The organism is Microbacterium sp. zg-B96, assembly GCF_030246865.1.
Lineage (GTDB): Bacteria > Actinomycetota > Actinomycetes > Actinomycetales > Microbacteriaceae > Microbacterium.
On sequence record NZ_CP126738.1, the window covers coordinates 3,150,747 to 3,177,371 of the forward strand.

The window sequence follows — 26,625 nt, forward strand, 5'->3', positions numbered from 1 at the left end:
CTTCGGGATTCCGCACCTCCCAGGTGTGGCCAGGTACCCTTGACGAGTGCTGCTGTGTGTCACCGCGAGTCATAAGACCGCCCCTTTCGAGCTCCTCGAGCGACTCAGCGTGCACACCGACCGGGTCGCCGCGACCATCGCGGGGCACGACGAATGCGTGCAGGGGGCCGTGGTCGTTGCCACCTGCAACCGCTTCGAGGCGTACGTCGAGATGGACGAACCGGTCACTGCGGCGGGTGCCGTCGGGGTCGAGGCAGCCCTCATGGCCATCGAATCCGCCACCGGGGTGACTCCCGCTGAGCTCGAGGGCTCCTACGAGGTCGTCGCCGGCGATGACGTCGCCCATCACCTGTTCTCGGTGGCATCCGGTCTGGAATCCGTCGTCATCGGCGAGGGCGAGATCGCCGGTCAGGTGCGCCGCGCGCTGACCGAGGCCCGCGAGAACGGCACCACCTCCCCCGAACTCGAGCGGCTGTTCCAGCGCGCCAGCGAGACCCAGCGGGGCATCAAGAACGCCACCGCGCTCGGGCGCGCCGGCCGCTCCCTCGTGCGCCTGTCGCTGGAACTGGCCGACAGCCGGGTGACCGACTGGTCGCAGCTGCGCGTAGTGATGGTCGGCACCGGGTCGTACGCGGCCGCCACCGTCGCGGCCCTGCGCGACCGGGGCGCCGCCGACATCTCAGTGGCCTCTCCCTCCGGCCGCGCGGCGCTGTTCGCCGCCCGGCACTCCCTGCAGCCGGTATCAGCGGCGGCTTTCGCCGGCGCCGTCGCCACGGCGGATCTCGTCATCACCTGCACCAGCGCCGAGCACCCGGTGCTGTCGGCCGCGACGTTCACCGAGGGGCTGGCGGTCACGGATGCCGCGACTCACCCGGCCCGGCGCATGGTGATCGACCTCGGCCTGCCGCGCAACGTCGACCACGACGTCGCGGCCGTCCCCGACACCGACCTGCTGGATCTGGAGACCATCCGGCTGCACGCCCCGCTGGAGGAGCTGCAGGCCACCGACGACGCCCGCCGGCTCGTCGCCGATGCTGCCGCGCGCTTCGTCGTCGCCGGTGAGCGCCGCAGCGTGACGCCCGCCGTCGTGGCGATGCGCGCGCACGTCGCGACGGTGCTCGACACCGAGATCGCCCGGGCCCGCAGCCGCGGCGACGACGGCACGACCGAGCAGGCGCTGCGGCACCTCGCCGGTGTGCTCATGCATACCCCCACCGTCCGCGCGCACCAGCTGGCCGAGCAGGGTCGCGCCGACGACGTGTTCACCGCCGTGTCGGCGCTGTTCGGACTCGAGATCGTCGAGCCGGAAGAGATCGCGATCATCGACGACGTGGCATCCGCCGGCTGACCCCGCCCGTCCCGCGCCCCCACCCCGGGGGTCTCTTCTGGCCCCTCCCCTGTCGCAGATCGTCGCCGCGGGGCGATTCGCGACAGGCGAGCGACCCGGTGGGACGATGGAAGGCATGAGCCTGCACATCACGGATGACCCCGCGGCCGACGAGCTGCTCACGCGCGACCCGCTCGCGCTGCTGATCGGCATGCTGCTGGACCAGCAGGTGCCGATGGAGACCGCGTTCGCCGGCCCCCTCAAGATCAGCGAGCGCCTGGGGAGCCTGGATGCCGCGGCGATCGCCGGAGCCGACCCCGAGCAGTTCGCCGCCCTGTTCGCGCAGACCCCGGCCGTGCACCGCTTCCCGGGCTCCATGGCCGGCCGCGTGCAGGGCCTGTGCGCCGCGGTGGTGCAAGAGTGGGGCGGGGATGCCGCGGCGATCTGGACGCAGGGCGACCCCGACGGGCCCACCGTGCTCAAGCGGCTGAAGGCGCTGCCCGGCTTCGGGGAGCAGAAGGCGAAGATCTTCCTCGCACTGCTGGGCAAGCAGTACGGCTACACCGGGGACCGGTGGCGGGAGGCATCCGCCCCTTACGGCGAGGAAGGCTCGCACCGCAGCGTCGCCGACATCGTCTCCCCCGACTCGCTGCAGAAGGTGCGGGAGTTCAAGAAGGCCGCGAAGGCCGCCGCGAAGGGTTGAATCGGCGGTCGCGCCGACGCGGCAGGAAGATTTTCTGCGGGACTCGTAGGTTTCTCATAGGGTGGGAGTGACCCGATCCTCGATGCCCGCGGAGGCCTCCTTGCTCACGCCGTTCATCATCATCGGAAGCGTCGGCCTGCTGTTGCTCATCGTCTCGCTCGTGCTGGGCGATGTGTTCGACAACCTCGATTTCGGCGACGGCGCCATTTCGGGCACGGCTCTGGGTGTCGCGGCGATCGTGTTCGGCGCGAGCGGCGTCTTCACGGTCCCATCCGGCCTCGGCGGAGTCTGGGTGTACGTGCTCGCCGCGGTGTTCGCTCTCATCGCGTACGCCCTCGCGGTGCTGTCCATCCGCAAGCTCTCCCGCAGCTCCGACGGCACGCCGGTGAACACGGTGGGCCTGACCGGGGTCAGCCGCTCCCCCATCTCCCCCGCCGGCGGGGAGGTGTCCCTCGATGGCCCGCACGAGATCGAGCGGCGCCTGGCCTACGCCGACGGCGACATCCCCGAAGGCGTGCGCATCCGCGTCATCGAACACGGCGGCACCCGCATCAAAGTCGTCGCCGAATAAACCCCGCGGCGACAGCCGCACCAGGAAAGGTTCCCCATGCCGGTCGACATCATCCAGATCGCCGCGGTCCTCGCGCTCATCGTCGCGGCGGTGGGCCTGCTCGCGTTCATCGCCCGCCGCATCCGCCGGGTGCCTCCCAACGAGGCGCTCATCATCGTCGGCCGTGGCGCCGGCAAGCAGGCGCCGGGTGAGAGCGTGGGGCAGCGCGTCGTGATCGGCGGTCGCACGTTCGTGTGGCCGATCCTGCAGCAGGGCTTCCCGATCTCGCTGGAGCAGCGTCAGATCGGCATCACCGTCGAGGGCGTCGACAAGAACCGCATCAAGATCGCCATCAAGGCATCCATCAACTTCAAGGTCTCGGGCACCGAGGAAGGCGTCCGCCGTGCCGGGCAGCGCTTCCTGTCGCAGCAGGAGACCCTCACCGACATCATCCGCGAGTCGCTCGAGGGGTCGCTGCGCTCCATCATCGGCGACATGACGATCGAGCAGATCATCTCCGACCGCAAGGGCCTGTCGGACCGCGTCGTCGCAGAGACCAAGGCCGACCTCGTCGAGCAGGGCCTGCAGGTGGACCTGCTCAACATCAGCGACATCTCCACGCCCGGCAGCGACTACCTCGCCAACCTGGGTCGCGCCGAAGCCGCCCGCGCCCGTCAGGTCGCCGAGGTCAGCGAGGCCGAGGCCGCGCGGGCGAGCGAGTTCGCCCGCATCGAGGCCGCCGAGCAGATCGCCGAGCGTCAGAAGGCGCTGAGCCTGCGCCAGGCGACGATCAAGGCCGAGACCGACCGGGCCAACGCCGAAGCAGACGCGGCCGGTACGTTCACGAAGGCCGAGCAGGATCGCCTCGTCGCCCAGCAGGAGCGCGAGGCGCTCATCGAGCAGGCCCTCGTGACCCAGGAGCGCCTGGACATCGAGATCCGCAAGCCCGCCGAGGCCGAGGCGTACGCCGAGGTGCAGCGGGCCACCGCCCTCCGTGACGCGGCCAACGCCGCCACCGAGGCCGACGCGTACAAGCGCACGAAGATCGCCGAGGCCAACAAGGTCGCCGCGGTCCAGGACGCCGAGGCATCCGCCACCGCCGTGCGCTTCGCCGGTGAGGCCGAGCGCGACAGGCAGGTGGCGCTGGCCGCCGGCATCCGGGCCGATGGTGAGGCGCGCGCCGCCGCCACCCAGGCCGTCGGTGTCGCCGAGGCCGCGGCGACCGACGCAAAGGCCGAGGCGCTGCAGAAGTACGGTGAGGCCGCCCTCGCGCAGGAGATCATCTCGCGCCTACCCGAGATCGTCCGCGCCGCCGCGGAGCCGATCAGCAACATCGACCAGCTCACGGTGATCTCCACCGACGGCGCATCGGCGGTCACCAAGACCGTCGGCACCGTCCTCGGTGAGGGCACCGAGATCGTGAAGTCGCTGACCGGGCTCGACCTCGGCACGCTGCTGGCTGGCTTCGCCGGAGCACGCGCTGCGGATGCCGCCGGCGCCGCGTCCGCGGCCGTCTCCGGAAACGGTTCCGCCGCCCCGGTGAAGGGCGCCTGACTCGCGGGGCGCCCCGTTCGCGGCGGGCCCCGCACCACGACTTCGGAGAACGCCGCGATTTCGGAGCTTTCCTCGCCTTGGACTCCGAAAAACCGGCGTTCTCCGGAGAACCCGCGCCGCGCGGCATCCGCCATCCGGCCGCCCCCCGGTTCGCGGAACGTGCCCCGGCGTCCACCGGCACCACGAAAAACCACTTCTCGGTCGAAACACCACGCATCGCATGGTTTCTCAACCGAGAAGTGGTTTCTCAGCGGGCAGGATGCCGCGGGCAGGATGCCGCGGCGGCACCGGCCCGCGAGCGGTCAGGCGCCGCGCAGGCGCTCGGCCAGGTACGCCGTGAGCGCGTCCAGCGGCACGCGCTCCTGCGCCATCGTGTCGCGGTCACGCACCGTGACGGCGTTGTCGTCGAGGGAGTCGAAGTCGACCGTGACGCACAGCGGCGTGCCGACCTCGTCCTGGCGACGGTAGCGGCGGCCGATCGCGCCGGCGTCGTCGAAGTCGACGTTCCAGCCGTTGCTGCGCAGGCTGTCGGCAACTTCGCGCGCCAGCGGCGACAGCCGCTCGTTGCGCGACAGCGGCAGCACGGCCACCTTCACCGGCGCCAGGCGCGGGTCCAGGCGCAGCACGGTGCGGGTGTCGACCCCGCCCTTGGCGTTGGGGACCTGCTCCTCGTCGTACGCGTCGACGAGGAACGCCATCATGGCGCGCGTCAGCCCGAACGACGGCTCGATGACGTAGGGGGTGTACTTCTCGCCGGTGGCCTGGTCGAAGTAGGTCAGTGACTGGCCGGATGCCTCGGTGTGGCTGCTCAGGTCGTAGTCGGTGCGGTTGGCGACGCCCATGAGCTCGCCCCACTCCTTGCCGGTGAAGCCGAAGCGGTACTCCACGTCGATCGTGCCGGCGGAGTAGTGCGCGCGGTCCTCTTCCGGAACGTCGAACCGGCGCATGTTGTCGGGGTTGACGCCGAGGTCCACGAACCAGTTCCAGCAGGCCTCGACCCAGTGGTCGAACCATTCGCCGGCCTCTGCGGGCGGCGTGAAGAACTCGATCTCCATCTGCTCGAACTCGCGCGTGCGGAAGATGAAGTTGCCGGGCGTGATCTCATTGCGGAACGCCTTGCCGACCTGGCCGATGCCGAACGGCGGCTTCTTGCGCGACGCGGTGAGCACGTTGGTGAAGTTCACGAAGATGCCCTGCGCGGTCTCGGGCCGCAGGAAGTGCAGTCCCGACTCGTCGTCGACGACACCGAGGTAGGTCTTCACGAGACCCGAGAACGCCTTCGGCTCGGTGTACTTGCCCTTCGTGCCGCAGTTGGGGCACGGCACGTCGGCCAGCCCGTTCTCGGCGGGACGGCCCTTGCGGGCCTCGAAGTCCTCGATGAGGTTGTCGGCGCGGAAGCGCTTGTGGCACTGCAGGCACTCCACGAGCGGGTCGGTGAACGTGGCGACGTGGCCGGATGCCTCCCACACGCGCTTGGGCAGGATGATCGACGAATCCAGGCCCACCATGTCGCCGCGGCCGCGGACGAACGTCTGCCACCACTGGCGGCGGATGTTCTCCTTCAGCTCGGTGCCGAGCGGGCCGTAGTCCCACGCCGAACGGGATCCGCCGTAGATCTCACCGGCCTGGAAGACGAACCCGCGGTGGCGGGCCAGGGCGATGACTTTGTCGAGGCGGGACTGCTCGGCCACAGGTGGCTCCAAATGGTCGTGGTGCGCGGGGCGCGGAGATCGCGGATGCCGCGAGGCGGCGGCATCCGTCGATTCTAGTCGCCGCCTGCGTGACGCCCGCCGCGTGCCGTGGGGTCAGCGCACGAACTGGATCGTCATGGGGTAGCGGTACCACTGCCCCTGGCCCGCTTTCACGCCGGCGATGATCGAGTACACGACATCGAGGACGGCGACGACGATCAGCACGAGCACGCCGATGAGCAGGAACACCAGGATGCCGCCGGCGACCAATCCGATCAGCACGGTCAGCTGGAAGTTGAGCGCCTGCGCGGTGTGCGCGCGGACGAACGGGCCGCGGTCGCGCAGGATGAGGTACCCGATGAGGGCGGGCAGGAAGCCGAAGAACACCCCGCCGATGTGCACGAGCGTTGCCCACATCTTCTCGTCCGCCGGGCTCATCGGCATCGGCCCGTAGGGCGCGCCATACGGAGGCTGCGGGGGCGGGGGCGCCATGCTCACGGGGTCAGCCTAGAGCGGGGAGGTGCCGCAGCGCATCCGGTCCAAGGTCGGCGACGGCGGTGTGTCCCGACAGGCCGAGGGTGATGTCGAGCTCGGCGAGCACATTGCGCACCACCTCACCCACGCCGTCCTCGCCTGCGACCGCGAGGCCGTACGCATACGGACGGCCCAGCGCGACCGCGGTCGCTCCCAGCGCCAGGGCGATGAAGACGTCGGCGCCGGTGCGGATGCCGGAATCGAACACGATCGGCACACGGCCGGCCACCCGCTGCGCGATCGCCGGCAGCACGGCCAGCGTCGGCACCGACCGGTCGATCTGGCGGCCGCCGTGGTTGGAGATCCAGACGCCGTCGACGCCGGCATCCAGCGCGCGCGCCGCGTCATCCGGATGCACGATGCCCTTCAGGACGATCGGCAGCGACGTCCATTCCCGCACCAGGGCGAGCCGTTCCCACGTGAGCGTCGGGGTGGAGAAGACGTCGAGGAACGTCTCGACGGCGGCGCGCGGCAGCGGCGAGCGGAGGTTGTCGCGCACGCTGGTGGTGCCGGTGAGCCCGGCGCCCTTGCGCGCGATGCTCACTCCGGCCAGCACGGTCTTCGGCGTCATCCGCACCTTCGCGGCAGGGTGCGCCGCGGCATCCGCCGTCCCGGCGCGCTCCTGCACCAGCCGGCGGAACACCGGGTCGCTGGTGTACTGCGCGATGCCGAGGCCCCGCGTGAACGGCAGGTAGGCCAGATCCAGGTCGCGGGTGCGCCAGCCGAGCAGGTGCGTGTCGAGCGTGATGACGACCGCTTCGCACCCCGACGCCTCGGCGCGCGCGAGCAGCGACGCGTTGAGGTCGTCCGAGGCGGACCAGTACAGCTGGAACAGCCGGGAACCGGCCGGCGCGGCATCCCGCACCTGCTCCATCGACTGCGATGCCTGGTTGCTCAACGTGTAAGGAACGCCGGCGGATGCCGCAGCGCGCGCGACCGCGACGTCGGCGTCGGCGTGGGCCAGTTCCATGACGCCCAGCGGCGCCAGCAGCAGCGGGGTGGGCCGGCGCGTGCCGAACAGGTCGATCGACAGGTCGCGATCCGAGACGTCGCGCAGCGGCCTGGGCCACACCTGCCAGTCATCGAAGGCGGCCGCGTTCGCCGCCACCGTGTGCTCGGCACCGGCCCCGCCGGCGATGTACGCGAACGCCTCGGCGCTCAGCGCGCGGCGCGCGGCCTGCTCCAGCCGCACCGGATCCACCGGCACGCGCGGGGTCGTGCCGCTGATGCCGGCCCGGTACACGTCGGACTGGGTGCGCCGGGAGATGCCGCGGGCGAACGCGGCGGGGTCCTCGGGAGCGACGGTGCTCATGACCCCACCCTATTCGGCGGCGCCGCTGCCCTCGTGCGCAGCGCTCAGCCGTACCGGCACCACGCGGCGACCCAGCTGAGGATCTTCCCCCGCTGCTCCGGGCTGGCGGGGACTTCGATCGTGCCAGACACGGACTCGGTTTCGATCGCGACGGTGAACACGGTGCCGCGCTTGTCCTCCTGCACGGCGTGCGGGTCGCAGCGCGACGGGACCAGGGGCACGTCGACGGGTGCCGGCTGCGCGCGGCCGTCGACCTCCAGCCCCAGCGGCAGCGGCGCCGTCACGTCGGCGAACCGCAGGAGGTTGGTGGGGAGCACCTCGACGATCCGCAGCGACCCGTCGCCGCCGGCCGGTGCGATGTCGAGTTGCAGGGTGGCCGGTTCTCCGGCCGCCGACGGGGTGAACGCGCCCCACGACAGGCTCGCAACCGCTGCGGCGTCGTGGGCGAGGCACTCCCGCTCGTGCAGGCGCCCGGTGAAGCCGAGCGAATCCTCCGTCGGCACGCGGTACTCGGTGCCGCCGCGCATCGTGAACACCAGCACGCTCTCGCGAGCGTCGGCATCCGGTTCCCCCTCACATGCCGACGGCGGCAGGTCGATGCGCAGGTCCACCGTGCGCCCCGGGGTGATCGTGCTGTCGCGGTCTCGCACCGCGGGGCCGTCGAACCAGTCGTCGTGCAGCTCGAGGCGGGTGATGAGCAGCTCGGTGTCGGAGCCGTTGGCCACCCGCACCTGAGCCGTGCGGTCGGCGACGTCCGACCGCAGCTGCTGCAGCGTCACTCGCACGCCCTCGGGGAGGGTCGGGGCGGGGTCCGGCGCGCAGCCGGCCAGTGCCGCCGCCGCCGCGACGGCGAGGGTCGCAAGCGCGGCGCGTGCACACCGTCGCCTTTGTCGCGTGGCGCCGGCCGATTCGCCCGGTTTCCCGCACCCGTGCGCCCGGAACAGCGACGTTGTGCGCACGGCGCCCGCCTACCGCCGCAGGGTCTCGCGCGCGACGGTGAAGTCCTCCAGCGCCACCGGGTCGATGTCGATCCCGATGCCGGCACCGGTGGGCACCCGCACGTGGCCGTCGTCGAGCACGATCGGCTCGGTGACGATGTCGCGCGGATAGAAGCGGTCGGAGGCCGACACGTCGCCGGGCAGCGTGAACCCGGGGAGGGCGGCGAGCGCCGCGTTGGCGGCACGGCCGATGCCGGTTTCGAGCATCCCGCCGCACCACACCGGGATGTCCGCCGCCCGGCAGAGGTCGTGGATCGCGACGGCCTCGACGTAGCCGCCGACACGGCCCGCCTTGATGTTGATGACGGATGCCGCGCCCAGCGCCCGCGCGTCCTGCGCCGCCTTCAGCGAGACGATCGACTCGTCCAGGCACAGCGGGGTGCGCAGGCGCCCGGCGAGCACCGCGTGGTCGACGAGGTCGTCCTCCTGCAGGGGCTGCTCGATCAGCAGCAGGTCGAACCGGTCCAGCTCCATCAGGGTGTCGATGTCGGCGAGGGTGTAGGCCGAGTTCGCGTCCACCTGCAGCGGGATCGTGCCGAACGCGTCGCGCACAGCCGCGGTGTCGGCGATGTCACGACCGGGTTTGATCTTGATCTTGATGCGCACGTACCCGGCATCGAGGTATTCGGAGACGGCATCGACGAGCGCCGCGGGGTCGCGTTGGATCCCCACCGAGACGCCGCTGGGCACCCGGTCGCGCTCGGCGCCGAGGTAGGCACCGAGCGGGCGGCCCTCGGCGCGCAGCGCGGCGTCGAGAACCGCCAGCTCCAGCCCGGCCTTGGCCATGCGGTGCCCCTTGAACGGCTCGAGGATGCCGGCGACCTGCTCGGGCGCGAGGGTGCCGGCATCCAGCAGCGCCGGACCCAGCCACCGCAGCGCGACGTCCCACGCGCCCTGGGTGTACTCACTGGAGTACAGCGGCGACGCCTGCGTCACGATCTCGCCCCAGCCGTCGCCGTCGGCGGTCAGGGCACGCACGACGATCACCTCGCGCTCGGACTCCGTGCCGAACGAGGTGGTGAAGGGCGAAGTGAGCGGCATCCGCAGCACCCGCAGTTCGAGGCCTTCCAGGGCGACGGCTGCCGCGGGCGTGACGATGGGCATGCGCTCAGGCTAGCGGCGGCGGCTCAGCCGGTGAAGGCGAGCTTGCCGGCGTCCGCGGGTTGCGGCATCCGCTGCACCACAGTTTCGGAGAAATCCGGTTCTTCGGAGCGCACAGCCCGAAACTCGCCGAATTCGTGCAGTTCTCCGAGAACGTGGCGCGGCGCGGGCGCGGGCGCGGTGGCGCGCGCCGGGCTCACGCCGGGACGAACAGGTACCCGCGGGCGTCGTCGAATCCGCCGACGACGAGGCCGGATGCCGCGTGTGCGGCGAACTGCTCCCGCACCCGGCGGCGCCACAGCATCGCCTCGTCCGGCGACTCCTGACGCATCGTCTCGATGTCGGGCGGCACCGCGACCGTTGCGACCACGTCACCCGGATCGGTCGTGGCGGCGGGGCCGGCCAGTGCCCAGGACACCATGAGCCGGTCGCTCTCGTCGCCGCGGTTGATGACGTCGTCCATCGGGCCGTACTGGTTGGGCAGGTACTCGGTCACCCGTGCGCCCAGCACCACGAGGTTGAAGTGGGCGTTGCGTGCGATCAGCGGATCGAACGTCCAGGTGATGTGCCCGACGTCGCGCGCGAAGGCCCACTGGCGCTGATGCTGCTTGAGCAGCCTGCCGAGCCGGTGGCCGCGGTACTCCGCGAGCACCCCGGTGACGTGGGAATGCATCGACCGCTCGGCGGGGGCGGCGAAGAACGCCACCGACGCCCCGATGATGCGATCTGCGTCGTACAGCCCCACCGCGTAATTGCCGGAATGGGCGAGCGCCCGCAACAGTCCCGCGGGCATCCCGCTGTAGTCGCCGCCCCACACCTCGGCGAGCACATCCGACGCAGCGAACACCTCGTCGACGGTCTCCAGCGGGCGGATTTCGATGCCGGGAGGAGCGCTGAGGTCGTCGAGGTCGGCCATGCCCTCACCCTACGACTCGAGCCGCCTCTGCGCCCGCGACGCTAGCCTGGACCGATGGCCACCCGGGAAGAGAACGCACGCAGGCGCCTCACTCGGATGCCGCGCCAGGGCTTGATCGTCGCTGTGCTGGCGCTGGCCGGGCTGGCCTCGTCCTTCATGTTCACCCTCGTCGTGCCGATCCAGGCGAAGCTTCCCGAGCTGCTGGGTGCGAGCCGCGACGACACCGCGTGGGTGGTCACGGCGACGCTGCTGGCCGCGGCGGTGGTCACCCCCATCGCCGGGCGACTGGGCGACATGTACGGCAAGCGCCGCATCGTGCTCGTGCTGCTGGGGGTGCTCGTGCTCGGCTCGGTCATCGCCGCACTGTCCACCGGCATCGTCGGCGTCATCATCGGCCGCGCGCTGCAGGGGGCGGTCACCGGTGTCGTCCCGCTGGCGATCTCGATCCTGCGCGACGTGCTGCACGAAGACCGGGTGGATGCCGCGATCGCGCTGATCAGCGCAACGATGGGCGTGGGTGGCGCGCTCGGCATGCCGCTGAGCGCGCTGGTCACGCAGTACAGCGACTGGCACGCGCTGTTCTGGATGGCCGCAGGCATGGGCGTCGTGGTGTTCGGTCTCGTGCTGTGGATCATCCCGGTGAGCGTGCTGCGCACCGCCGGCAAGTTCGACTACGTGGGCGCGGCGGGGCTCGCGGTGGGCCTGACCGGCGTGCTGCTGGCGGTGTCCCGCGGCAACGAGTGGGGTTGGACGTCTGCTGCCGTGCTGATCTGCGGGCTGGGAGGGCTTGCGGTGCTGCTGGCGTGGGGCTGGTTCGAGCTGCGCATCGCCGAGCCGCTGCTGGACCTGTGCGTCGCCGCCCGCCGCCCCGTGCTGCTGACCAACATCGCCTCGCTCGCGATGGGGTTCTCGCTGTTCGCGTCGAACGTGTCCTACCCGCAACTGCTGGAGCTGCCCGCCCCCGCCGGGTTCGGGCTGTCACTGCTGGCGGCGAGCCTGGTGATCGCCCCGGCGGGCCTGGTGATGATGGTGCTCTCGCCGTACTCCGGGCGGCTGGCCCGCACGGTGGGACCACGGCTGCTGCTGGTGGCCGGCGCGATCGCCCTCATCCTCGCGTACGGCTTCACCCTGCTGTTCTCCTCCGAGGTCTGGCACCTGCTGGTGGCGAACCTGCTGGTGGGTGTGGGCATCGGGTTCGGGTACGCCGCCATGCCCATGCTCATCATGCGCAGCGTCCCGCAGAGCGAGACGGGCGCCTCCAACGGGCTCAACGCGCTGTTCCGGTCGCTGGGCACCAGCACGGCGGCCGCCGTGATCGGCGCCGTCCTCGCGAGCATGTCCGTCACCCAGGACGGTGTGCAGGTTCCGACGGCGGCCGCGTTCGACCTGGCATTCGTGCTCGGCGGCGGCGCGGCGGTCGTCGCGCTCGTGCTGGCCGTCTTCATCCCGCAACGGCCGGCAAACGAACCCCATCCCTCTCTGCCCCGGTGAGGGTTAGCCTTGGGCAATGAGCACCAACGAGCCGGCCCAGGTACCCGTGGGACCTCCCACGCCACCGGCCGATGCCGTCTCGACAGGTTCCCGAGGCGATAACGACACCCGATTCTTCGGCCAGCCGTGGGCTCTGGCCCACGTGTTCGGCGTGGAGATGTGGGAGCGTTTCAGCTTCTACGGCATGCAGGGCATCCTGCTGCTGTACCTGTACTACTCCGTCGCCGACGGTGGGCTCGGGATGGACCAGACCGTCGCCGCCGGGATCGTGGGCGCGTACGGCGGCAGCGTCTATCTCTCCACGATCCTCGGCGCATGGATCGCCGACCGCGTTCTCGGCTCCGAACGGGTGCTGTTCTACAGTGCGATGATCATCGTGGCCGGGCACATCGCCCTGGCGCTGCTGCCCGGCTTCGCCGGCGTCACGGTGGGCCTCATGCTGGTCGCCCTCGGCTCGGGCGGCCTGAAGGCCAACGCGACCAGCGTCGTGGGAACCCTCTATCGTCAGGATGACCCCCGACGGGATGCCGGGTTCTCGCTGTTCTACCTCGGCATCAACCTCGGCGCGCTGCTGGGTCCGCTGCTGACCGGGCTGCTCCAGTCGACCCTCGGCTTCCACTGGGGCTTCGGGCTGGCAGCCATCGGCATGGCGCTGGGGCTGCTGCAGTACTCGTTCGGCCGCAAGTCGCTGCCCGACGAATCCCGCCACGTGCCCAACCCGCTCCCCCGCAGCCGCTACCCGATGTTCATCGGGATCGCGGTGGCCGCGGTCGCGCTGATCCTCGTGCTGGTGCTCACCGGCGTGATCCGCGCCGACAACCTGTCGAGCATCGTCATCTACGTCACGATCGCCGCGACCCTCGCCTACTTCGTCGTCATCCTCTCCAGCCGCCACATCACCGGCACTGAACGCAGCCGGGTGTGGGCGTTCGTGCCGCTGTTCATCACCTCGGTGGCGTTCTGGTCGCTGTACCAGCAGCAGTTCACGGTGGTCACCATCTACGCCGACACGAAGCTCGACCGCGACATCTTCGGGTTCGAGATGCCGGTGCCCTGGGTGCAGTCGATCAACCCGATCTTCATCATCATCCTCTCCGGCGTCTTCGCGTGGCTGTGGACCAAGCTCGGCGCCCGCCAGCCGTCGACGCCGGTCAAGTTCGGCCTGGGCGTCATGATCATGGGAGCGGCGTTCCTGCTGTTCCTGCCGTTCGCCAACGGCGGGGATGGTTCGACTCCGCTCATCGCGATGATCGGCATCCTGCTGGTGTTCACCGTCGCCGAGCTGCTGCTGTCGCCGGTCGGACTGTCGGTGACGACCAAGCTCGCCCCGGAGCGCTTCCACACCCAGATGGTGGCGCTGTTCTTCCTGTCCGTGGCGCTCGGCACGGCGATCTCGGGCCAGCTGGCGCAGTACTACAACCCCGAAAACGAGGTGCCGTACTTCTCGATCCTCGGGCTCATCGCCATCGGGGTCGGCGTGGTGCTGCTGCTGCTCGTCAAGCCGGTGCTGCGGCTGATGCAGGGGGTGCGCTGACCCTCAGCGCTCCAGCACCACGGCAAGCCCCTGCCCGACGCCGATGCAGATCGCCGCGACCGCCACGCCCCCGCCGCGCCGGCGCAGTTCGTGCGCGGCGTGGCCGATGATGCGGCCTCCGGAGGCGCCCAGCGGGTGACCGATCGCCAGCGCGCCGCCGTGGATGTTGAGCTTTTCCGGGTCGAGGTCCGGCCAGCCGGCGAGGCACGCGAGCGACTGCGACGCGAATGCCTCGTTGAGCTCGACGAAATCGACGTCGGCCCAGGTCTTCCCGGCCTTCACGAGCGCCTTGTTCGCCGCCTCGATGGGGGCGATGGGAAAGTCGTCCGGGTCCACACCGTGCGCGGCGCGCGAGACGATCCGGGCCAGCGGCTCGGCATCCACCGCCCCCTCCGCCCCCAGCAGCACCGCGGAAGCGCCGTCATTGACGGGTGACGCGTTGCCCGCCGTGACGGTGCCGTCGGCGGCGAACAGCGGCTTCAACCCGGCGAGCTTCGCCACGGACGAGTCGGGGCGGATCCCCTCGTCGCGGGCGAGCTCGGCACCGGGGACCTGCACGATCTCCGGGTCGTAGACGCCGGCGGCCCACGCCTGGGCGGCCAGGCGGTGCGAGCGCACCGCGAAGGCATCCTGCGCCTCCCGGGAGATCCCCCACTCCCGGGCGATCTTCTCCGCCGACTCGCCGTTGCTGATGGTCCAGTGCGTCGGCAGGGCACGGTTGACCATGCGCCACCCGATCGCGGTGTTCCACATCGTCTGGTTGCCCACCGCCGGCCACGGCTTGGCCGACTTCTCCACGACGAACGGCGCCCGGCTCATCGACTCGACGCCGCCGGCCAGCACGATGTCGGCGTCGCCTGATTCGATCGCCCGCGCCCCCTGGATGACCGCTTCGACCGAGGAGGCGCACAGCCGATTGACGGTGACACCGGTCACCGACGTGGGAAAGCCCGCCAGCAGCGCGCCGAACCGGGCGACGTTGCGGTTGTCCTCGCCGGCTTGATTGGCGTCGCCGAAGATGACGTCGGCGATGCGGGCCGGGTCGATCCCGGTGCGCTCGACGGTCGCCTTCATGACGAGGGCGGCCAGGTCGTCCGGTCGCACCCCGGCCAGCGCACCGCCGGCGCGGCCGAACGGGGTGCGTACGGCGTCGTAGATGAACGAGGCGGTCATGGTCGTCCTTCCGTGGCGTCCATCATGGTCAAGCGGGTGAGCTCTTCGAGTCGGGTGATCGTGACATCGCCGAACAGCTCCCGCACCGCGAACCCGTCGGCGGTGACGTCGAAGACGGCGTGGTCGGTGTACACCCGGGTGACGCAGCCGACGCCGGTGAGCGGATACGTGCAGGATGCCACGAGCTTGGATTCACCCTGTTTGGTGAGCAGATCCGTCATGACGTAGACGCTCTTCGCGCCGATCGCGAGGTCCATCGCGCCACCGACGGCCGGGATCGCGCCCGGGGCGCCGGTGGACCAGTTGGCCAGGTCGCCCGACTGCGAGACCTGGAACGCACCCAGGACGCAGACGTCCAGGTGGCCGCCGCGCATCATCGCGAACGAGTCGGCGTGGTGGAAGTATGCCGCCCCCGGCAGCGCGGTGACCGGCTGCTTGCCGGCGTTGATGAGGTCGGGGTCGATCAGGTGGGGCTCCGGCGCCTCGCCCATGCCCAGCAGCCCGTTCTCGGTGTGCAGGATGATCTCCTGGTCGCGGGGCAGGTAGTTGGCCACCAGGGTGGGAGCCCCGATGCCGAGGTTGACGTACGAACCCTCGGGGATGTCGGCGGCGATCCGCGCCGCGAGCTCGTCCCGTGTGATCCCGGTCATCGCGCCTTCTCCTGTGATGCCGTGGCCGGTGCGCCCAGCGGGCGCCCCTCGATGTCGACGCCGCCGACGAAGATCCCGTCCTGCAGCCAGGCCCGGGGGCCGACGGCGACGACGCGGTCGACGAAGATCCCGGGGGTGACGACCCGCTCCGGGTCCAGCGCCCCCCGGGGCACGATCCGGTCCACCTGCGCGATCGTCGTCGTCGCGGCGGTGGCCATGATGGGCCCGAAGTTGCGCGCCGTCTCGCGGTACACGAGGTTCCCCCAGCGGTCGCCCTGCAGCGCGGAGATGAGCGCGAAATCGGCCTTGATCGGGTACTCCAGCACATAGCGCCGGCCGTCGATCTCGCGCTGCTCCTTGCCTTCGGCCAGCTGCGTGCCCACCCCGGTCGGCGAGAAGAACGCGCCCACCCCGGCGCCGGCGGCGCGAATGCGTTCGGCGAGGTTGCCCTGCGGCACGATGTCCAGTTCGATCTCGCCGGCCCGGTACAGCTCGTCGAACACCCACGAGTCGTGCTGCCGCGGGAACGAGCACACGATCTTGCGCACCCGCCTCGCCGCGAGCAGGGCCGCCAGTCCGGTGTCGCCGTTGCCGGCGTTGTTGTTGACGATCGTCAGATCGGTGGCGCCCTGCGCGATGAGCGCGTCGATGAGTTCCACCGGCTGGCCGGCGCGGCCGAATCCGCCGATCATGACCGTCGCACCGTCGTGGATGCCGGCGACGGCCGCCGCGGCATCGGGGACGGTCTTGTCGATCACGACTGGTCCTCAGCAAAGACCTCGGACGCGATGCGGAACGCCGTGTTGGCGGCGGGGACGCCGGAGTACACCGCCGACTGCAGGATCACCTCACGGATCTCGTCAACGGTGAGGCCGTTGCGCAGCGCCGCGCGCAGGTGCATCGCGAGTTCCTCGTGGTGCCCGTGTGCGATGAGCGACGACAGCACCGCGACCGACCGGGATCGGCGGTCCAGGCCCGGCCGCGACCAGACATCCCCCCAGGCGACGCGGGTGATGAAGTCCTGCCAGTCGGCGGTCAGCTCGGTCGTCGCGGCGTTCGCGCGGTCGACGTGGGCGTCCGAGAGCACCGCCCGACGCACGGCCATGCCGTTGTCGTAGCGCTCCTGGTCGCTCAGTCCTTCGCCCTGTGGTCTGGTCATCGCGTCCCCTTGCTGTCGAAGAATTCCACCAGCACGCGTGCCACGTCTTCCGGCTGCTCCGCGGGCGGCAGATGCGCGGCATCCGCGATGCGCGCGATGCGGCCGCCCGGCACCCCGTCGGCGATCTCGCGGGCCTTGGCCTCGGGTGCGACGGCGTCGTGTTCGCCCCACACCGCCAGCACCGGGGTGGTGATCGCATCGAGCCGGTCGCGGACGTCGTAGTCGGCCAACGCCTCGCAGCAGCGGGCGTAGGAGTCGTCGTCGGTGTTCTGCAGCGCGTGCAGCAGCCGCCCCGACAGCTCCGGCTCGCGGGCGACCGAATCCGGCGCGAACCAGCGCTGCGCTGACGGGATGATGATGCTCGACGTGCTCTCGGCGCGCACCTTCGCGGCGCGCTCGTGCCAGCCGGCCGGGTCGCCCAGCTGTGCACCCGACGCGATGATGGCAGCCGCGCGCACGGCATCCGGATGCCGCAGCAGCAGTTCCAGCCCGACCGCACCGCCCAGGGAGACCCCGGCGTACCAGAACGGGCCGGCGGAGACCTCGCGTGCCGCGTCCACGACGGCATCGGCGAGGTCGGCGACGGTGAAGGGGGCGGATGCCGGTGCCGACCGGCCGTGGCCCGGCAGGTCCCACGTGACGACCCGGTAGCGGCCGGTGAGGGCGGGCAGCACCTTCTCCCAGAGGATCCCGGTGGTGCCCAGCGACGGACCCAGCACCAGCAGCGCCGCGTCGTCGGGTCCGACGGGGGCGGTGAGGGCGACGGCGGGACGGGTCACGGATGCTCCTCGCGATGCGTGCGGGCGATGGCGTCGTCGACGAGGGCGCCGGCAAGACCGACGTAGCCGGCGGGGTCGAGCAGGTGGGTCACGTCGAGGTCGCTGCCCGCGGTGGCTGCCGTCACGAGGTCGGTGAGCGCCTCGCCGGCCACGGCGCGGGTGAGCAGCTCGGCGGCGGCAGCCTTCCCGATCACCGGGGTGAGCACCAGGGCCACCCGCTCGGCGACGATGAGACCATCGGTGACCGCGAGGTTGCGCGCGACGGCGGCGGAGTCGACCCGCAAGCCCCCGACGAGGTCGACGGCGGTCGCGGCGGCGCCGCGGGCGAGCCGCAGCATCTCCCGCAGGGTCGGCCATTCGGCATGCCACGCACCGTCCGGGCGCTCGTCGACGGCGAGCGCGGCGGCGGTGTGGAGCGTGGCGGACAGGTGCGGCGCCCGCAGTGCCGCGGAGCGCACCAGCACGGCGGCGGCGGGGTTGCGCTTCTGCGGCATCGCACTGGATCCGCCGCCTGATCCCTCGGCGAGTTCGCCGATCTCGGTGCGGCTGCCGGTCACGACGTCGGCGGCGATGACGCCCAGTGCGTCGGTGACCTGTGTCAGCGCGTCGCCGAGCTCGGTGACCGGCCACCGGGTGGTGTGCCACGGCGCGTCGGGTGCCGCCAGGCCCAGCTCGGTGGCGAACGCCGCGGGCAGTCCTGCCGCGGCATCCGCACCGCCGATCTGGAGGAACGAGGCGAGGGTGCCACCGGCGCCGCCCAGCTGCGCCGGCAGCTCGGCCAGGACGCCCGTCAGCCGCGACCGGGCACGCGCGATGCCGCGCAGCCAGTTCGCCGCACGCAGCCCGACCGTCGTCGGCACCGCATGCTGGCCGAGGGTGCGCGCGGCGGCGACCTCGTCGCGATGGGTGGCGGCGAAGGATGCCAGCAGGATCTCGAGCGCGGCGAGGTCGGCGAGGATCAGCGCGCCGGCGCGACGCGCGGTGAGCATGAGCGCGGAGTCGAGGATGTCCTGGCTCGTCGCTCCCCGGTGCACCCAGTCGCGCCCGTCGGCCGGGGCGCGGTCCTTCAGCGCGCCGACGAGGGGGATCACCGGGTTGCCGCCGGCACGGGCGGCGGCGGCCAGTTCCGTGGCGGACAGCCACGACACGTCCGGCAGGTCGCCGGCGGCATCCCGGTCGCGCCCGCCGAGCGCGGCGGCGACGGCATCGGCGGTCTCCTCCGATGCGACGCCCACCTGCGCCCAGGCGCGGGTCAGGGCGATCTCGGCGGCGACGAGCGCGGCGAGCACCGCGGCATCCGTCGTGTCCTGGTCGTACCGTGCAGTCACCGGCGAGAGCAGCCCGACATCGACGGGGAGGCGTGCATCAGAAGACAAGGAAGACGGTCTCCTTCTCCCCCTGCAGCCGGATGTCGTGGCGAAGGTTGCCGTCGGGGGTGCGCGACGCGATGAGCGTAGCGCGCTCGTCCTGATCGAGCGAGGACAGCAGCGGGTCGGCATCCAGCGCCGCCTGGTCGTCGGGGAGGTAGATGCGGGTGTGCAGCTTGTCGGGCAGGCCCCGCGCGTAGACGATCGCGGCGATGAACGGCGCCTTGCCCGCTGCGGCCCCGGGATTGCGCGTCCAGAACTCGTAGTGGCCCTCGTCGTTCGTGAAGGCGCGCCCGAACCCGGTGAAGGTGTGGTCGTCGCGGCGGAACGCACCTCGGGCGTCCGGGAGCGTGCCGTCCTGGTCGGCGCCCCAGATCTCCACGAACGCGTCGGGGATCGGGTTGCCCTCCCCGTCGGAGACGGTGCCGCTGAGCAGGATCGCCCCGGGCGAATGCGGGAACGCGACCTCGTGCATCTTGGCGTACTCGACGCCGTAGGCGAAGAACGGGCCGACGGTCTGACCGGGGCTGGGGACGTGGGTGCGCTCGGGGACGGTCATGCGTCGTGCTCCTCAGGCTCGAACCAGGTGGCATCCGAACCGTCGACGACGATGTCGAAGCGGTAGCCGGTGGACCACTCCGGCGAGGTGAGGTCGTGGTCGTAGACGCCGACGAGGCGGTCGCGGTCGCTCTGTCGCCAGATCGTGTTGTAGATCGGATCGAGGGCGAACAGCGGGTCACCGGGGAAGTACATCTGCGTCACGAGCCGGTGCGTGAACGACGACCCGAAGATCGAGAAGTGGATGTGGGCGGGCCGCCACGCGTTGACGTGGTTCTTCCACGGATAGGGCCCGGGCTTGATCGTGGTGAACAGGTACTCGCCGGCGTCATTCGTGATCGTGCGTCCCGCGCCGGTGAAGTTCGGATCCAGGGGCGCGGGGTGCTGGTCGCGCTGGTGGATGTACCGGCCGGCGGAGTTGGCCTGCCAGATCTCGATCAACTGGTTGCGGATCGGGCGCCCCCACGAGTCGCGCAGCGTGCCACGCACCGTCATCCGCTCTCCCAGCGGCTCACCCGCGTGCTGCAGCGTCAGGTCGGACTCGATCGCGGCGACGTCACGCTGGCCGAATGCGGGCGAGACCAGTTCGATCGTCTCGGGGTCGACGAGCTTCGGGTTCTTCGTCGGATGCCGCAGGATGCTGGAACGGTAGGGCGGGAAGTCGTGCATCGTGGCGGGCAGGCGCTCGCCTGACGCCTCGCGCGCGGCGTACTCTGCGTGCCGGTCCCTGATCTCCTGCGTGATCTCGGCCTGCGACAACTGATCGGGCGAGGCGAGCAGCGTCTCGGGCGCGGCGGCTGTGGTGTCGGTCATGGGTCTCCTTCGACGCCTTGGGTCAGCTCGTCCTATCGTCGCGCGAGTAAGCGTGCCTGGGGAGTGGTGTCCCACTGAATGAAAATCGCCCTTGCCGGGTGTGCCACACTCTGGCCATGGCGAACTCCCCGTCCGGCGAATCCGGCATCGACCGGCTGGTCCGCGTCCTCGAGACCTTCACGCCCACGCGCACCGTGCAGACGACAGCGGAGATCGGGCGGCGGGCGGGGCTGCCGAGCTCGACAGCACATCGACTCGTGGGCGAACTGGCCGACGCCGGGCTGCTCGAGCGCGACGAGAATCGGCGCGTGCGCATCGGGATGCGCCTGTGGGAGCTGGCCACCCGTTCTTCGTCGGCGCTGCGGCTGCGCCAGGCGGCGCTGCCCTTCATGGAGCGGGTGCAGTCGCGGGTGCGCGAGCACACGCAGCTGGCGATCCTCGAGCAGGACGAGGCGCTGTTCCTCGAGCGCCTCAGCGGCCCCGATTCCGGCGCCAACATCACACGCGTCGCAGGTCGGCTGCCGCTTCACGCATCCAGCTCGGGCCTCGTCCTGCTGGCGTTCGGCGGGCCCGCGCTGCAGGAACGGGTGCTCGGCGGTGCGTTGCGGCCCCTGACATCGGCGACGCTGTCGGATCCGGCCGCCGTGCGCCGCAAGCTCGCGGAGGTGCGCACGCTGGGGCACGCGATCGCGCCCGGATACATCGAGGAGGTCTCCACCGGCATCGCCGTGCCGATTCTGGATGAGACCGGCAACGTCGTCGCTGCCCTCTCGGTCGTCGTGCCGCGGGGAGCGGAGTCGGAGTTCGCGGTCGTGGAACTGCAACGCGCGGCACGGGACATCGAGCGCTCACTCGGCTACCGCCGATAGGGAAACGACTCCCGTTGAACGGGAGTTCGTGCGGCGTTCGCGCGGCGCGGGGCGACGATGGGGCCTGTCAGCCGTCGAAGGAGCCGCCATGACCACCATCACGCGTACGCGTGTCGCCATCGTCGGGGCCGGTCCCGCCGGCCTCGTGCTGTCCCAGCTGCTCGCCGACGCGGGGATCGACTCCGTCGTCATCGACCAGCGTTCCCGCGAAGAGATCGAGACGACGGTGCGCGCCGGCATCCTGGAGCAGGGGACGGTGGAGCTGCTGCGGCGCATCGACCCTGGCACCCGCGTGGACACGGTGGGCCGGCGGCACGACGGGATCGAGCTGCGGTTCCAGGGTGAGGGGCACCGCATCGACTTCGCGGCCCTCGTGGGGCGCGGTGTCTGGCTGTACCCGCAGCACGAGGCGCTGAAGGACCTGCTGGCGCTGCGCCTGGCCGCGGGGCAGGATCTGCGGTTCGGGGTGACCGCGACGCGCGTCGACGACGTCGACACCGACCGGCCGCGGGTGATCGCGACGGATGCCGAAGGCGGCGGGATCGAGATCGACGCGGACTTCGTGGTGGGCGCCGACGGCTCGCGCAGCGTCGTGCGCGCCGCCGTGACGGGGTCGGCGACCGGCGGGTACTTCCGCGAATACCCGTTCGCGTGGTTCGGCATCCTGTGCGAAGCGCCGCCGAGTGCCGAGGAGCTGATCTACTCCAACTCCGACCACGGTTTCGCGCTGATCAGCCAACGCAGCCCCACGGTGCAGCGCATGTACTTCCAGTGCGACCCGGAGGCCGATCCCGAGGCGCTCACGCAGGAGCAGATCTGGCAGACCCTGCAGGATCGGGTGCCGGGCACGACGCTCGTCGAGGGCCCGATCTTCCAGCGGGATGTGCTGAGGTTCCGCAGCTTCGTCGCGCACGAGGTGCGCCACGGCCGGGCCGCGCTCGTGGGCGACGCCGCGCACACCGTGCCGCCCACCGGAGCGAAGGGGATGAACCTCGCCGTTGCCGACGTCGTGCTGCTCGCCGATGCGCTGCGCGCCCTGCTGGTCGACCGCGACGCGGGGCTGATCGACTCGTTCGCCGAGCGGGCGCTGCGGCGCATCTGGAAGGCGCAGCACTTCTCGTGGTGGATGACGAACATGCTGCACGTCGCGCCGGATGCCACCGACTTCGACCGGCTGCGGCAGGTCGGCGAGCTGCGGTCGGTGGTCGAATCCGAGGCGGGTCGCACGTATCTCGCGGAGGCGTACACCGGGTGGCCGCTGGAGCGGTGAGGTCGGGGCGGCGCGCGGCGCCGGCCCACTCGGCTCCCCTGTCCTGCGATGTCGCTTCGGCACCCGCGAAGCCACGCTTCGCGGCAGGCGAGCGGCGCCGCGGGTGGGCTGCGCCGCTGCGTGACGGTACATGACGGCCGCTTCGGGCCGCCGCCGGAGCCGCCGATAAGCTCGCGGCGCCCCCCGAACGAAAGCGCAGCAGTTCATGACCGAGATCCAGACCACCACCGCCGGCAGCCTGCCCCGCACGCAGGCTCTCATCGACGCGAACGGTGCCCGCACCTTCGCCGACGACGGCTTCACGCTGCAGTCGACGCCGGAGTTCGAGCAGCTCACGGCGCAGGCGGTGGCCGACGTCGTCGAGCGTCAGCGCGACGCCGGCATCACGCTGGTCGGCGACGGTGAGTTCGGCAAGGCGATGTCGAACGCCGTCGATTACGGGGCGTGGTGGTCGTACTCGTTCCAGCGCGCCGCCGGGCTGTCGCTGACCGAGGTCAACGCGTTCAACGAGCCGCCGGTGCGCTCCGAGCCCGGCGACATCAAGCTCACCTCGTTCCTGGACCGCCGTGACCGGCAGCTGTTCCCTGCGGTGTACGCCGAGGTCGTCGAGGTGGGGCGCAACGCCACCGGGTTCCCGACCACGACGGGGCCGATCACGTACCGCGGCCAGGCGGCCGTGGCATCCGACATCCGGCACCTCAAGGCGTCGCTGCGCGAGGGCGAGCAGGGCTTCCTCACCGCGATCGCGCCGGGGTCGGCCGCCCGCGTGCGCAACGACTACTACGCCACCGAGGAGGAGCACATCTGGGCGTGGGCGGACGCGCTGCGCGAGGAGTACCGCGCGATCGTGGATGCCGGGCTCATCGTGCAGCTGGACGACCCGTCACTGGCGGAGAACTTCGACCAGATCAGCCCGGAGCCGTCGATCGCCGACTACCAGGCGTTCACGAAGATCCGGGTCGACGCGATCAACCACGCCATCGCGGGGCTCCCCAAGGAGCAGGTGCGCCTGCACCTGTGCTGGGGCTCGTGGCACGGGCCTCACACGACCGACGTCGAGCTGCGGCACATCCTGCCGGTCGTGCTGGGGGCCAACGTCGGGTCGATCTCGTTCGAGGCCGGCAACGTCCGCCACGAGCACGAGTACACGGTGTGGGGCGAGCAGGCGCTGCCCGACGACCTGGTGCTCGTGCCCGGTGTCGTGAGCCACGCGACGAACGTCGTGGAGCACCCCGACCTCGTCGCGCAGCGGATCGCCCGGTTCGCCGGCATCGTGGGTGCCGACCGCGTGATCGCCTCGACCGACTGCGGCCTGGGCGGCCGGGTACACGCGGACATCGCGTGGGCCAAGCTCGCGTCCCTCGGCGAGGGCGCCCGCCGCGCCGCCGCGCGGGTCTGACCCGCGGCATCCACGCGCTCCCCTGTCGCGTATGGGCCGGCGGCGGCCACCTGCGACAGGGGAGCGGATGCCGGGTGTCGGCGGCATCCACCGCGGCACGGCAGAATCGAAGGATGGCCGTGCACACACCGCACCTTCTCCCCGCCCACGCGTGCCTCATCGTGCACGGTAAGGACCAGCCCGGCATCGTCGCGGCGGTCTCGGCGATGATCACCCGCATCGGTGGCAACATCGTCGCGTTCGACCAGTACTCCGACGACCCGATCGGTGGCGCGTACTTCCAGCGGGTTGTGTTCCACCGCCCCGACTTCGCGGCCGACCGCCCGCAGATCGAGGCGGAGATCGCCGGCGTGCTCGACGAGTTCGAATTGCAGTGGTCGCTCACCGATCAGTCGGTGCCCAAGCGCATGGCGATCCTCGCGTCCAAGCAGGACCACTGCCTGCTCGACCTGCTGTGGCGCCACCGCCGGGGCGACCTCCCGGTGACGGTGCCGATGGTCATCTCCAACCACACCACCGCCGCGGAGGACGTCCGCTCCTTCGGGGTGCCGTTCTTCCACGTACCGTCGAACCCGGGGCCGGACAAGTCCGAATCCGAAGCGAAGATGCTCGAGCTGCTGGTCGGCAACGTCGACTTCGTCGTGCTGGCGCGCTACATGCAGATCCTCTCGTCGGACTTCCTCGACAAGCTCGGGGTGCCGGTGATCAACATCCACCACTCATTCCTGCCCGCCTTCATCGGCGCGGAGCCCTATAAGAAGGCCAAGCAGCGCGGGGTCAAGCTGATCGGTGCGACGAGCCACTACGTCACAACCGACCTCGACGAGGGTCCGATCATCGAGCAGGACACCGTGCGCGTGACCCACGCCGATTCCGCGGCCGAACTCGCCCGACGCGGCGCCGATGTCGAGCGTCAGGTGCTGTCCCGCGCCGTGCTGTGGCACGCGCAGGACCGCGTCATCCGCCACGGCAACCACACGATCGTGTTCTGACGCGAGTCGGTCGGATGCCGGCACGCAAACCACACCGGCGGGTATAGTCCCGTACTGATGACCCCCGATGCCGTGGCCACGCGACGCACCGCGTCCGTCGCGCTCATCGTGGCGGTGTGCCTGGTCGCGGCGAACATGCGGCCCACGATCACCGCAGTCGGCCCGCTGCTGGAGCAGATCGGCGAGGGCACCGGCATGGCGCCGGGCGCGCTGGGCCTCATCGCCTCGGTGCCGCTGGTCGCCTGGGCGATCTTCTCCCCGCTCGCGCACGACCTCACCCGCAGGTTCGGGATGTCCCGCGTCATGCTGTGGTCGCTCCTGCTCCTGGCCGTCGGCACCGTCGTCCGCTCCGTACCCGGACCGGTGGCGAGCCTGTGGATCGGCGCCGCGCTGATCGGTATCGCACTGGCGATCGTCAACGTGCTGATGCCGGCTGTCGTCAAGCGCGACTTCCCCGGCAACGTCGCGTCGATGACGGCGGTGTACTCCGCGCTGCTCGGCGGATTCGGGGCCGTCGCTTCCGGGCTCGCCGTGCCGATCTCCGAGGCTCCCTGGCCACAGGATCCGGCCGGCTGGCAGTTCTCGCTGCTCGTGACCGGCGGCGCCCTGCTGCCGTTCGCGATCGTCGCGTGGGCGTGGGCGACGCGCGGGCCCGCCGACGTGCCGGTGCCGGACCAAGGTCGTGGCCCGGCGCCCGGCCGGGGACGCCGGCGCGTGCCGACCGGCATCTGGCGCGACCGGACGGCCTGGCTCGTCGCCCTCTACATGGGCCTGCAGGCATCCGTGTTCTACATGATCGTGACGTGGCTTGCGCCGCTGTCCGTCTCGATCGGCCGCTCCGCGATCGTCGCGGGCCTGGACGTCATGCTCTACCAGCTCTTCTCGATCGCAGGTTCACTGATCCTGCCGCTGTTGCTGCGCGGGCGCGCGCGCACCCGCATCCCGGCCCTCGTCCCCTCGCTGGCGGTCGTCGGGGTGGTGGGCCTCATGGTCGCACCTGACCTCGTGCTGCTGTGGGCACCCATGCTCGGGCTGTCCTCTGGCGCATCCCTCGGTATGACGCTGACCTTGATGGCGCAGCGCGCCCGCGACCATGACACCGCGGCGGCACTGTCGGGCATGGCACAGTCAGTGGGCTACGTGATCGCGGCCATGGGCCCGGTGGTGTTCGGCTGGCTGCACGACGCTACCGGGGCGTGGCTGGCATCCCTCGCTCTGCTGCTGGTGGTGCTGGCGGCGCAGAGCATCACCGGGATCTTCGCCGGACGCGACCGCTACGTCCTCGCCGGCCGGCAGTGACGGCGCCCCGGCCGCCTAAACGGTGACGGGGTCGACGGCGAGACTGCGCAGCAGCGCCGTCAGCCGCTCGCGGTCGTCCGGGGCGAGGGTGCCGAACGTATCGACCTCCGCCGCCTCGACGGCAGCGCGGGCGCGACGGTGCAGTTCCCGGCCCGCCGGCGTTGCCACCACGACGTTCGCCCGCCGGTCGTTCGGGTCGGGCTCGCGGCGTGCGAGCCCACGCGACTCAAGATCGTCCACGAGCGCCACGATCTGGCTCGGATCCAGCCGCAGGAACTCCGACAGCTCGCGCTGGGTCGGCCGCGCATCGTCGGCGACCAGCGAGAGCACCGAGTAGGAGCGCACCTTCAACTCGTACTCGGCCAGCGCGCGATTGGCACTGGCCACGGAACGGGCGTTCGCGCGCGCCAGCAGGAATGCGGTGTCGCCCCCCGCTGCGGTGGCCCACAGTCGCTCTGAGCCGGCGGATGATCGCAGCTCGGACGGCGACGGCGAGGCGGAGGACATGACTGAATGCTAAAGGTCCGAACCTGGATCCCTCAAATTATTGACTTCCTCAACAATGGGAGTTTCGTCGGCCGTGGAG

The 26,625-nt window shown here is 71.1% G+C and carries 27 protein-coding genes; 11 read left to right on the top strand and 16 right to left on the bottom strand.

Translation table 11 applies throughout. The annotated features are described in order from the left end of the window. Nucleotides 1–46: 46 nt before the first annotated feature. The 4 genes from QNO11_RS14935 to QNO11_RS14950 all read left to right on the top strand — a co-directional run bounded on the left by QNO11_RS14935 (nt 47) and on the right by QNO11_RS14950 (nt 4,134). Nucleotides 47–1,348 carry a glutamyl-tRNA reductase gene (locus QNO11_RS14935; protein WP_257507480.1) on the top strand — a complete coding sequence of 434 codons (1,302 nt, stop codon included), beginning with the start codon at nt 47–49 and terminating at the stop codon, nt 1,346–1,348. 115 nt (nt 1,349–1,463) lie between these two features. Beyond that, nucleotides 1,464–2,030 carry an HhH-GPD-type base excision DNA repair protein gene (locus tag QNO11_RS14940; protein WP_257507479.1) on the top strand — a complete coding sequence of 189 codons (567 nt, stop codon included), beginning with the start codon at nt 1,464–1,466 and terminating at the stop codon, nt 2,028–2,030. A 67-nt stretch (nt 2,031–2,097) separates the two neighbouring features. After that, nucleotides 2,098–2,601 carry an NfeD family protein gene (locus QNO11_RS14945; RefSeq protein WP_257507478.1) on the top strand — a complete coding sequence of 168 codons (504 nt, stop codon included), beginning with the start codon at nt 2,098–2,100 and terminating at the stop codon, nt 2,599–2,601. 36 nt (nt 2,602–2,637) lie between these two features. Next, the gene (locus QNO11_RS14950; RefSeq protein WP_257507477.1) at nt 2,638–4,134 is read left to right on the top strand and encodes an SPFH domain-containing protein; all 1,497 of its coding nucleotides are present in this window, start codon (nt 2,638–2,640) and stop codon (nt 4,132–4,134) included. 302 nt (nt 4,135–4,436) lie between these two features. On the opposite strand, the gene QNO11_RS14955 is transcribed toward QNO11_RS14950, so the two are convergent. From QNO11_RS14955 to QNO11_RS14985, 7 genes are all read right to left on the bottom strand, one after another. Beyond that, entirely contained in the window at nt 4,437–5,825 is a 1,389-nt protein-coding gene (locus tag QNO11_RS14955) for a glycine--tRNA ligase (RefSeq protein WP_257507476.1), read from the bottom strand. A 114-nt stretch (nt 5,826–5,939) separates the two neighbouring features. Beyond that, on the bottom strand, nt 5,940–6,317 hold the full coding sequence (locus QNO11_RS14960) for a DUF4870 domain-containing protein (protein ID WP_257507727.1): 378 nt from the start codon (nt 6,315–6,317) through the stop codon (nt 5,940–5,942). Nucleotides 6,318–6,327: 10 nt separating this feature from the next. Next, nucleotides 6,328–7,671 (bottom strand): alpha-hydroxy-acid oxidizing protein, encoded by a 1,344-nt coding sequence (locus tag QNO11_RS14965; protein ID WP_257507475.1) that lies wholly within the window; start codon nt 7,669–7,671, stop codon nt 6,328–6,330. 44 nt (nt 7,672–7,715) lie between these two features. Next, entirely contained in the window at nt 7,716–8,450 is a 735-nt protein-coding gene (locus tag QNO11_RS14970) for a hypothetical protein (protein ID WP_285169448.1), read from the bottom strand. 189 nt (nt 8,451–8,639) lie between these two features. Next, on the bottom strand, nt 8,640–9,773 hold the full coding sequence (menC, locus tag QNO11_RS14975; protein WP_257507473.1) for an o-succinylbenzoate synthase: 1,134 nt from the start codon (nt 9,771–9,773) through the stop codon (nt 8,640–8,642). 23 nt (nt 9,774–9,796) lie between these two features. Beyond that, nucleotides 9,797–9,970: a hypothetical protein gene (locus QNO11_RS14980; RefSeq protein ID WP_257507472.1), complete on the bottom strand. Its 174-nt coding sequence runs from the start codon at nt 9,968–9,970 to the stop codon at nt 9,797–9,799. Further along, nucleotides 9,967–10,686, bottom strand: a complete 720-nt coding sequence (locus QNO11_RS14985; RefSeq protein ID WP_257507471.1) for a GNAT family N-acetyltransferase — start codon at nt 10,684–10,686, stop codon at nt 9,967–9,969. The genes QNO11_RS14980 and QNO11_RS14985 overlap by 4 nt, the downstream gene beginning before the upstream one ends. 96 nt (nt 10,687–10,782) lie before the next feature. Between QNO11_RS14985 and QNO11_RS14990 the strand changes: the two genes are divergently transcribed. Then, on the top strand, nt 10,783–12,177 hold the full coding sequence (locus QNO11_RS14990; protein ID WP_257507726.1) for an MFS transporter: 1,395 nt from the start codon (nt 10,783–10,785) through the stop codon (nt 12,175–12,177). Between the two features lie 16 nt (nt 12,178–12,193). Beyond that, on the top strand, nt 12,194–13,711 hold the full coding sequence (locus tag QNO11_RS14995) for a peptide MFS transporter (RefSeq protein ID WP_257507470.1): 1,518 nt from the start codon (nt 12,194–12,196) through the stop codon (nt 13,709–13,711). 3 nt (nt 13,712–13,714) lie between these two features. On the opposite strand, the gene QNO11_RS15000 is transcribed toward QNO11_RS14995, so the two are convergent. The 8 genes from QNO11_RS15000 to pcaH are packed head-to-tail and all read right to left on the bottom strand — an operon-like array spanning nt 13,715 to nt 20,210. Beyond that, the gene (locus QNO11_RS15000) at nt 13,715–14,884 is read right to left on the bottom strand and encodes a thiolase family protein (protein ID WP_257507469.1); all 1,170 of its coding nucleotides are present in this window, start codon (nt 14,882–14,884) and stop codon (nt 13,715–13,717) included. Continuing rightward, nucleotides 14,881–15,534: a 3-oxoacid CoA-transferase subunit B gene (locus QNO11_RS15005; RefSeq protein ID WP_257507468.1), complete on the bottom strand. Its 654-nt coding sequence runs from the start codon at nt 15,532–15,534 to the stop codon at nt 14,881–14,883. The genes QNO11_RS15000 and QNO11_RS15005 overlap by 4 nt, the downstream gene beginning before the upstream one ends. Beyond that, entirely contained in the window at nt 15,531–16,292 is a 762-nt protein-coding gene (locus QNO11_RS15010) for a 3-oxoacid CoA-transferase subunit A (protein ID WP_257507467.1), read from the bottom strand. The genes QNO11_RS15005 and QNO11_RS15010 overlap by 4 nt, the downstream gene beginning before the upstream one ends. Beyond that, a complete protein-coding gene (gene pcaC, locus QNO11_RS15015; protein ID WP_257507466.1) occupies nt 16,289–16,693 on the bottom strand; it encodes a 4-carboxymuconolactone decarboxylase in 405 nt (134 codons plus the stop codon). The genes QNO11_RS15010 and pcaC overlap by 4 nt, the downstream gene beginning before the upstream one ends. Next, nucleotides 16,690–17,472, bottom strand: coding sequence for an alpha/beta fold hydrolase (locus QNO11_RS15020; protein WP_257507465.1), 783 nt, complete (start codon nt 17,470–17,472; stop codon nt 16,690–16,692). Before QNO11_RS15020 ends, pcaC begins: the two co-directional genes overlap by 4 nt. Continuing rightward, entirely contained in the window at nt 17,469–18,848 is a 1,380-nt protein-coding gene (locus QNO11_RS15025; RefSeq protein ID WP_257507464.1) for a lyase family protein, read from the bottom strand. Before QNO11_RS15025 ends, QNO11_RS15020 begins: the two co-directional genes overlap by 4 nt. Continuing rightward, nucleotides 18,838–19,398: a protocatechuate 3,4-dioxygenase subunit alpha gene (gene pcaG, locus QNO11_RS15030; RefSeq protein WP_257507463.1), complete on the bottom strand. Its 561-nt coding sequence runs from the start codon at nt 19,396–19,398 to the stop codon at nt 18,838–18,840. Before pcaG ends, QNO11_RS15025 begins: the two co-directional genes overlap by 11 nt. Next, nucleotides 19,395–20,210 carry a protocatechuate 3,4-dioxygenase subunit beta gene (gene pcaH, locus QNO11_RS15035; RefSeq protein WP_257507462.1) on the bottom strand — a complete coding sequence of 272 codons (816 nt, stop codon included), beginning with the start codon at nt 20,208–20,210 and terminating at the stop codon, nt 19,395–19,397. The genes pcaG and pcaH overlap by 4 nt, the downstream gene beginning before the upstream one ends. Nucleotides 20,211–20,326: 116 nt before the next feature. Between pcaH and QNO11_RS15040 the strand changes: the two genes are divergently transcribed. The 5 genes from QNO11_RS15040 to QNO11_RS15060 all read left to right on the top strand — a co-directional run bounded on the left by QNO11_RS15040 (nt 20,327) and on the right by QNO11_RS15060 (nt 26,039). Beyond that, nucleotides 20,327–21,079 (top strand): IclR family transcriptional regulator, encoded by a 753-nt coding sequence (locus QNO11_RS15040; protein ID WP_257507461.1) that lies wholly within the window; start codon nt 20,327–20,329, stop codon nt 21,077–21,079. Between the two features lie 88 nt (nt 21,080–21,167). Next, the gene (locus QNO11_RS15045) at nt 21,168–22,349 is read left to right on the top strand and encodes a 4-hydroxybenzoate 3-monooxygenase (protein ID WP_257507460.1); all 1,182 of its coding nucleotides are present in this window, start codon (nt 21,168–21,170) and stop codon (nt 22,347–22,349) included. Between the two features lie 205 nt (nt 22,350–22,554). Further along, complete coding sequence (locus tag QNO11_RS15050; RefSeq protein ID WP_257507459.1) at nt 22,555–23,748, top strand: cobalamin-independent methionine synthase II family protein; 1,194 nt, start codon at nt 22,555–22,557, stop codon at nt 23,746–23,748. Nucleotides 23,749–23,861: 113 nt separating this feature from the next. Beyond that, entirely contained in the window at nt 23,862–24,740 is an 879-nt protein-coding gene (purU, locus tag QNO11_RS15055; protein ID WP_257507458.1) for a formyltetrahydrofolate deformylase, read from the top strand. Between the two features lie 57 nt (nt 24,741–24,797). Continuing rightward, nucleotides 24,798–26,039 (top strand): MFS transporter, encoded by a 1,242-nt coding sequence (locus QNO11_RS15060; protein ID WP_257507457.1) that lies wholly within the window; start codon nt 24,798–24,800, stop codon nt 26,037–26,039. A 15-nt stretch (nt 26,040–26,054) separates the two neighbouring features. Here QNO11_RS15060 and QNO11_RS15065 read toward each other — a convergent pair whose 3' ends face one another. Beyond that, nucleotides 26,055–26,546 carry a MarR family winged helix-turn-helix transcriptional regulator gene (locus QNO11_RS15065; protein WP_257507456.1) on the bottom strand — a complete coding sequence of 164 codons (492 nt, stop codon included), beginning with the start codon at nt 26,544–26,546 and terminating at the stop codon, nt 26,055–26,057. Between the last annotated feature and the right edge of the window lie 79 nt (nt 26,547–26,625).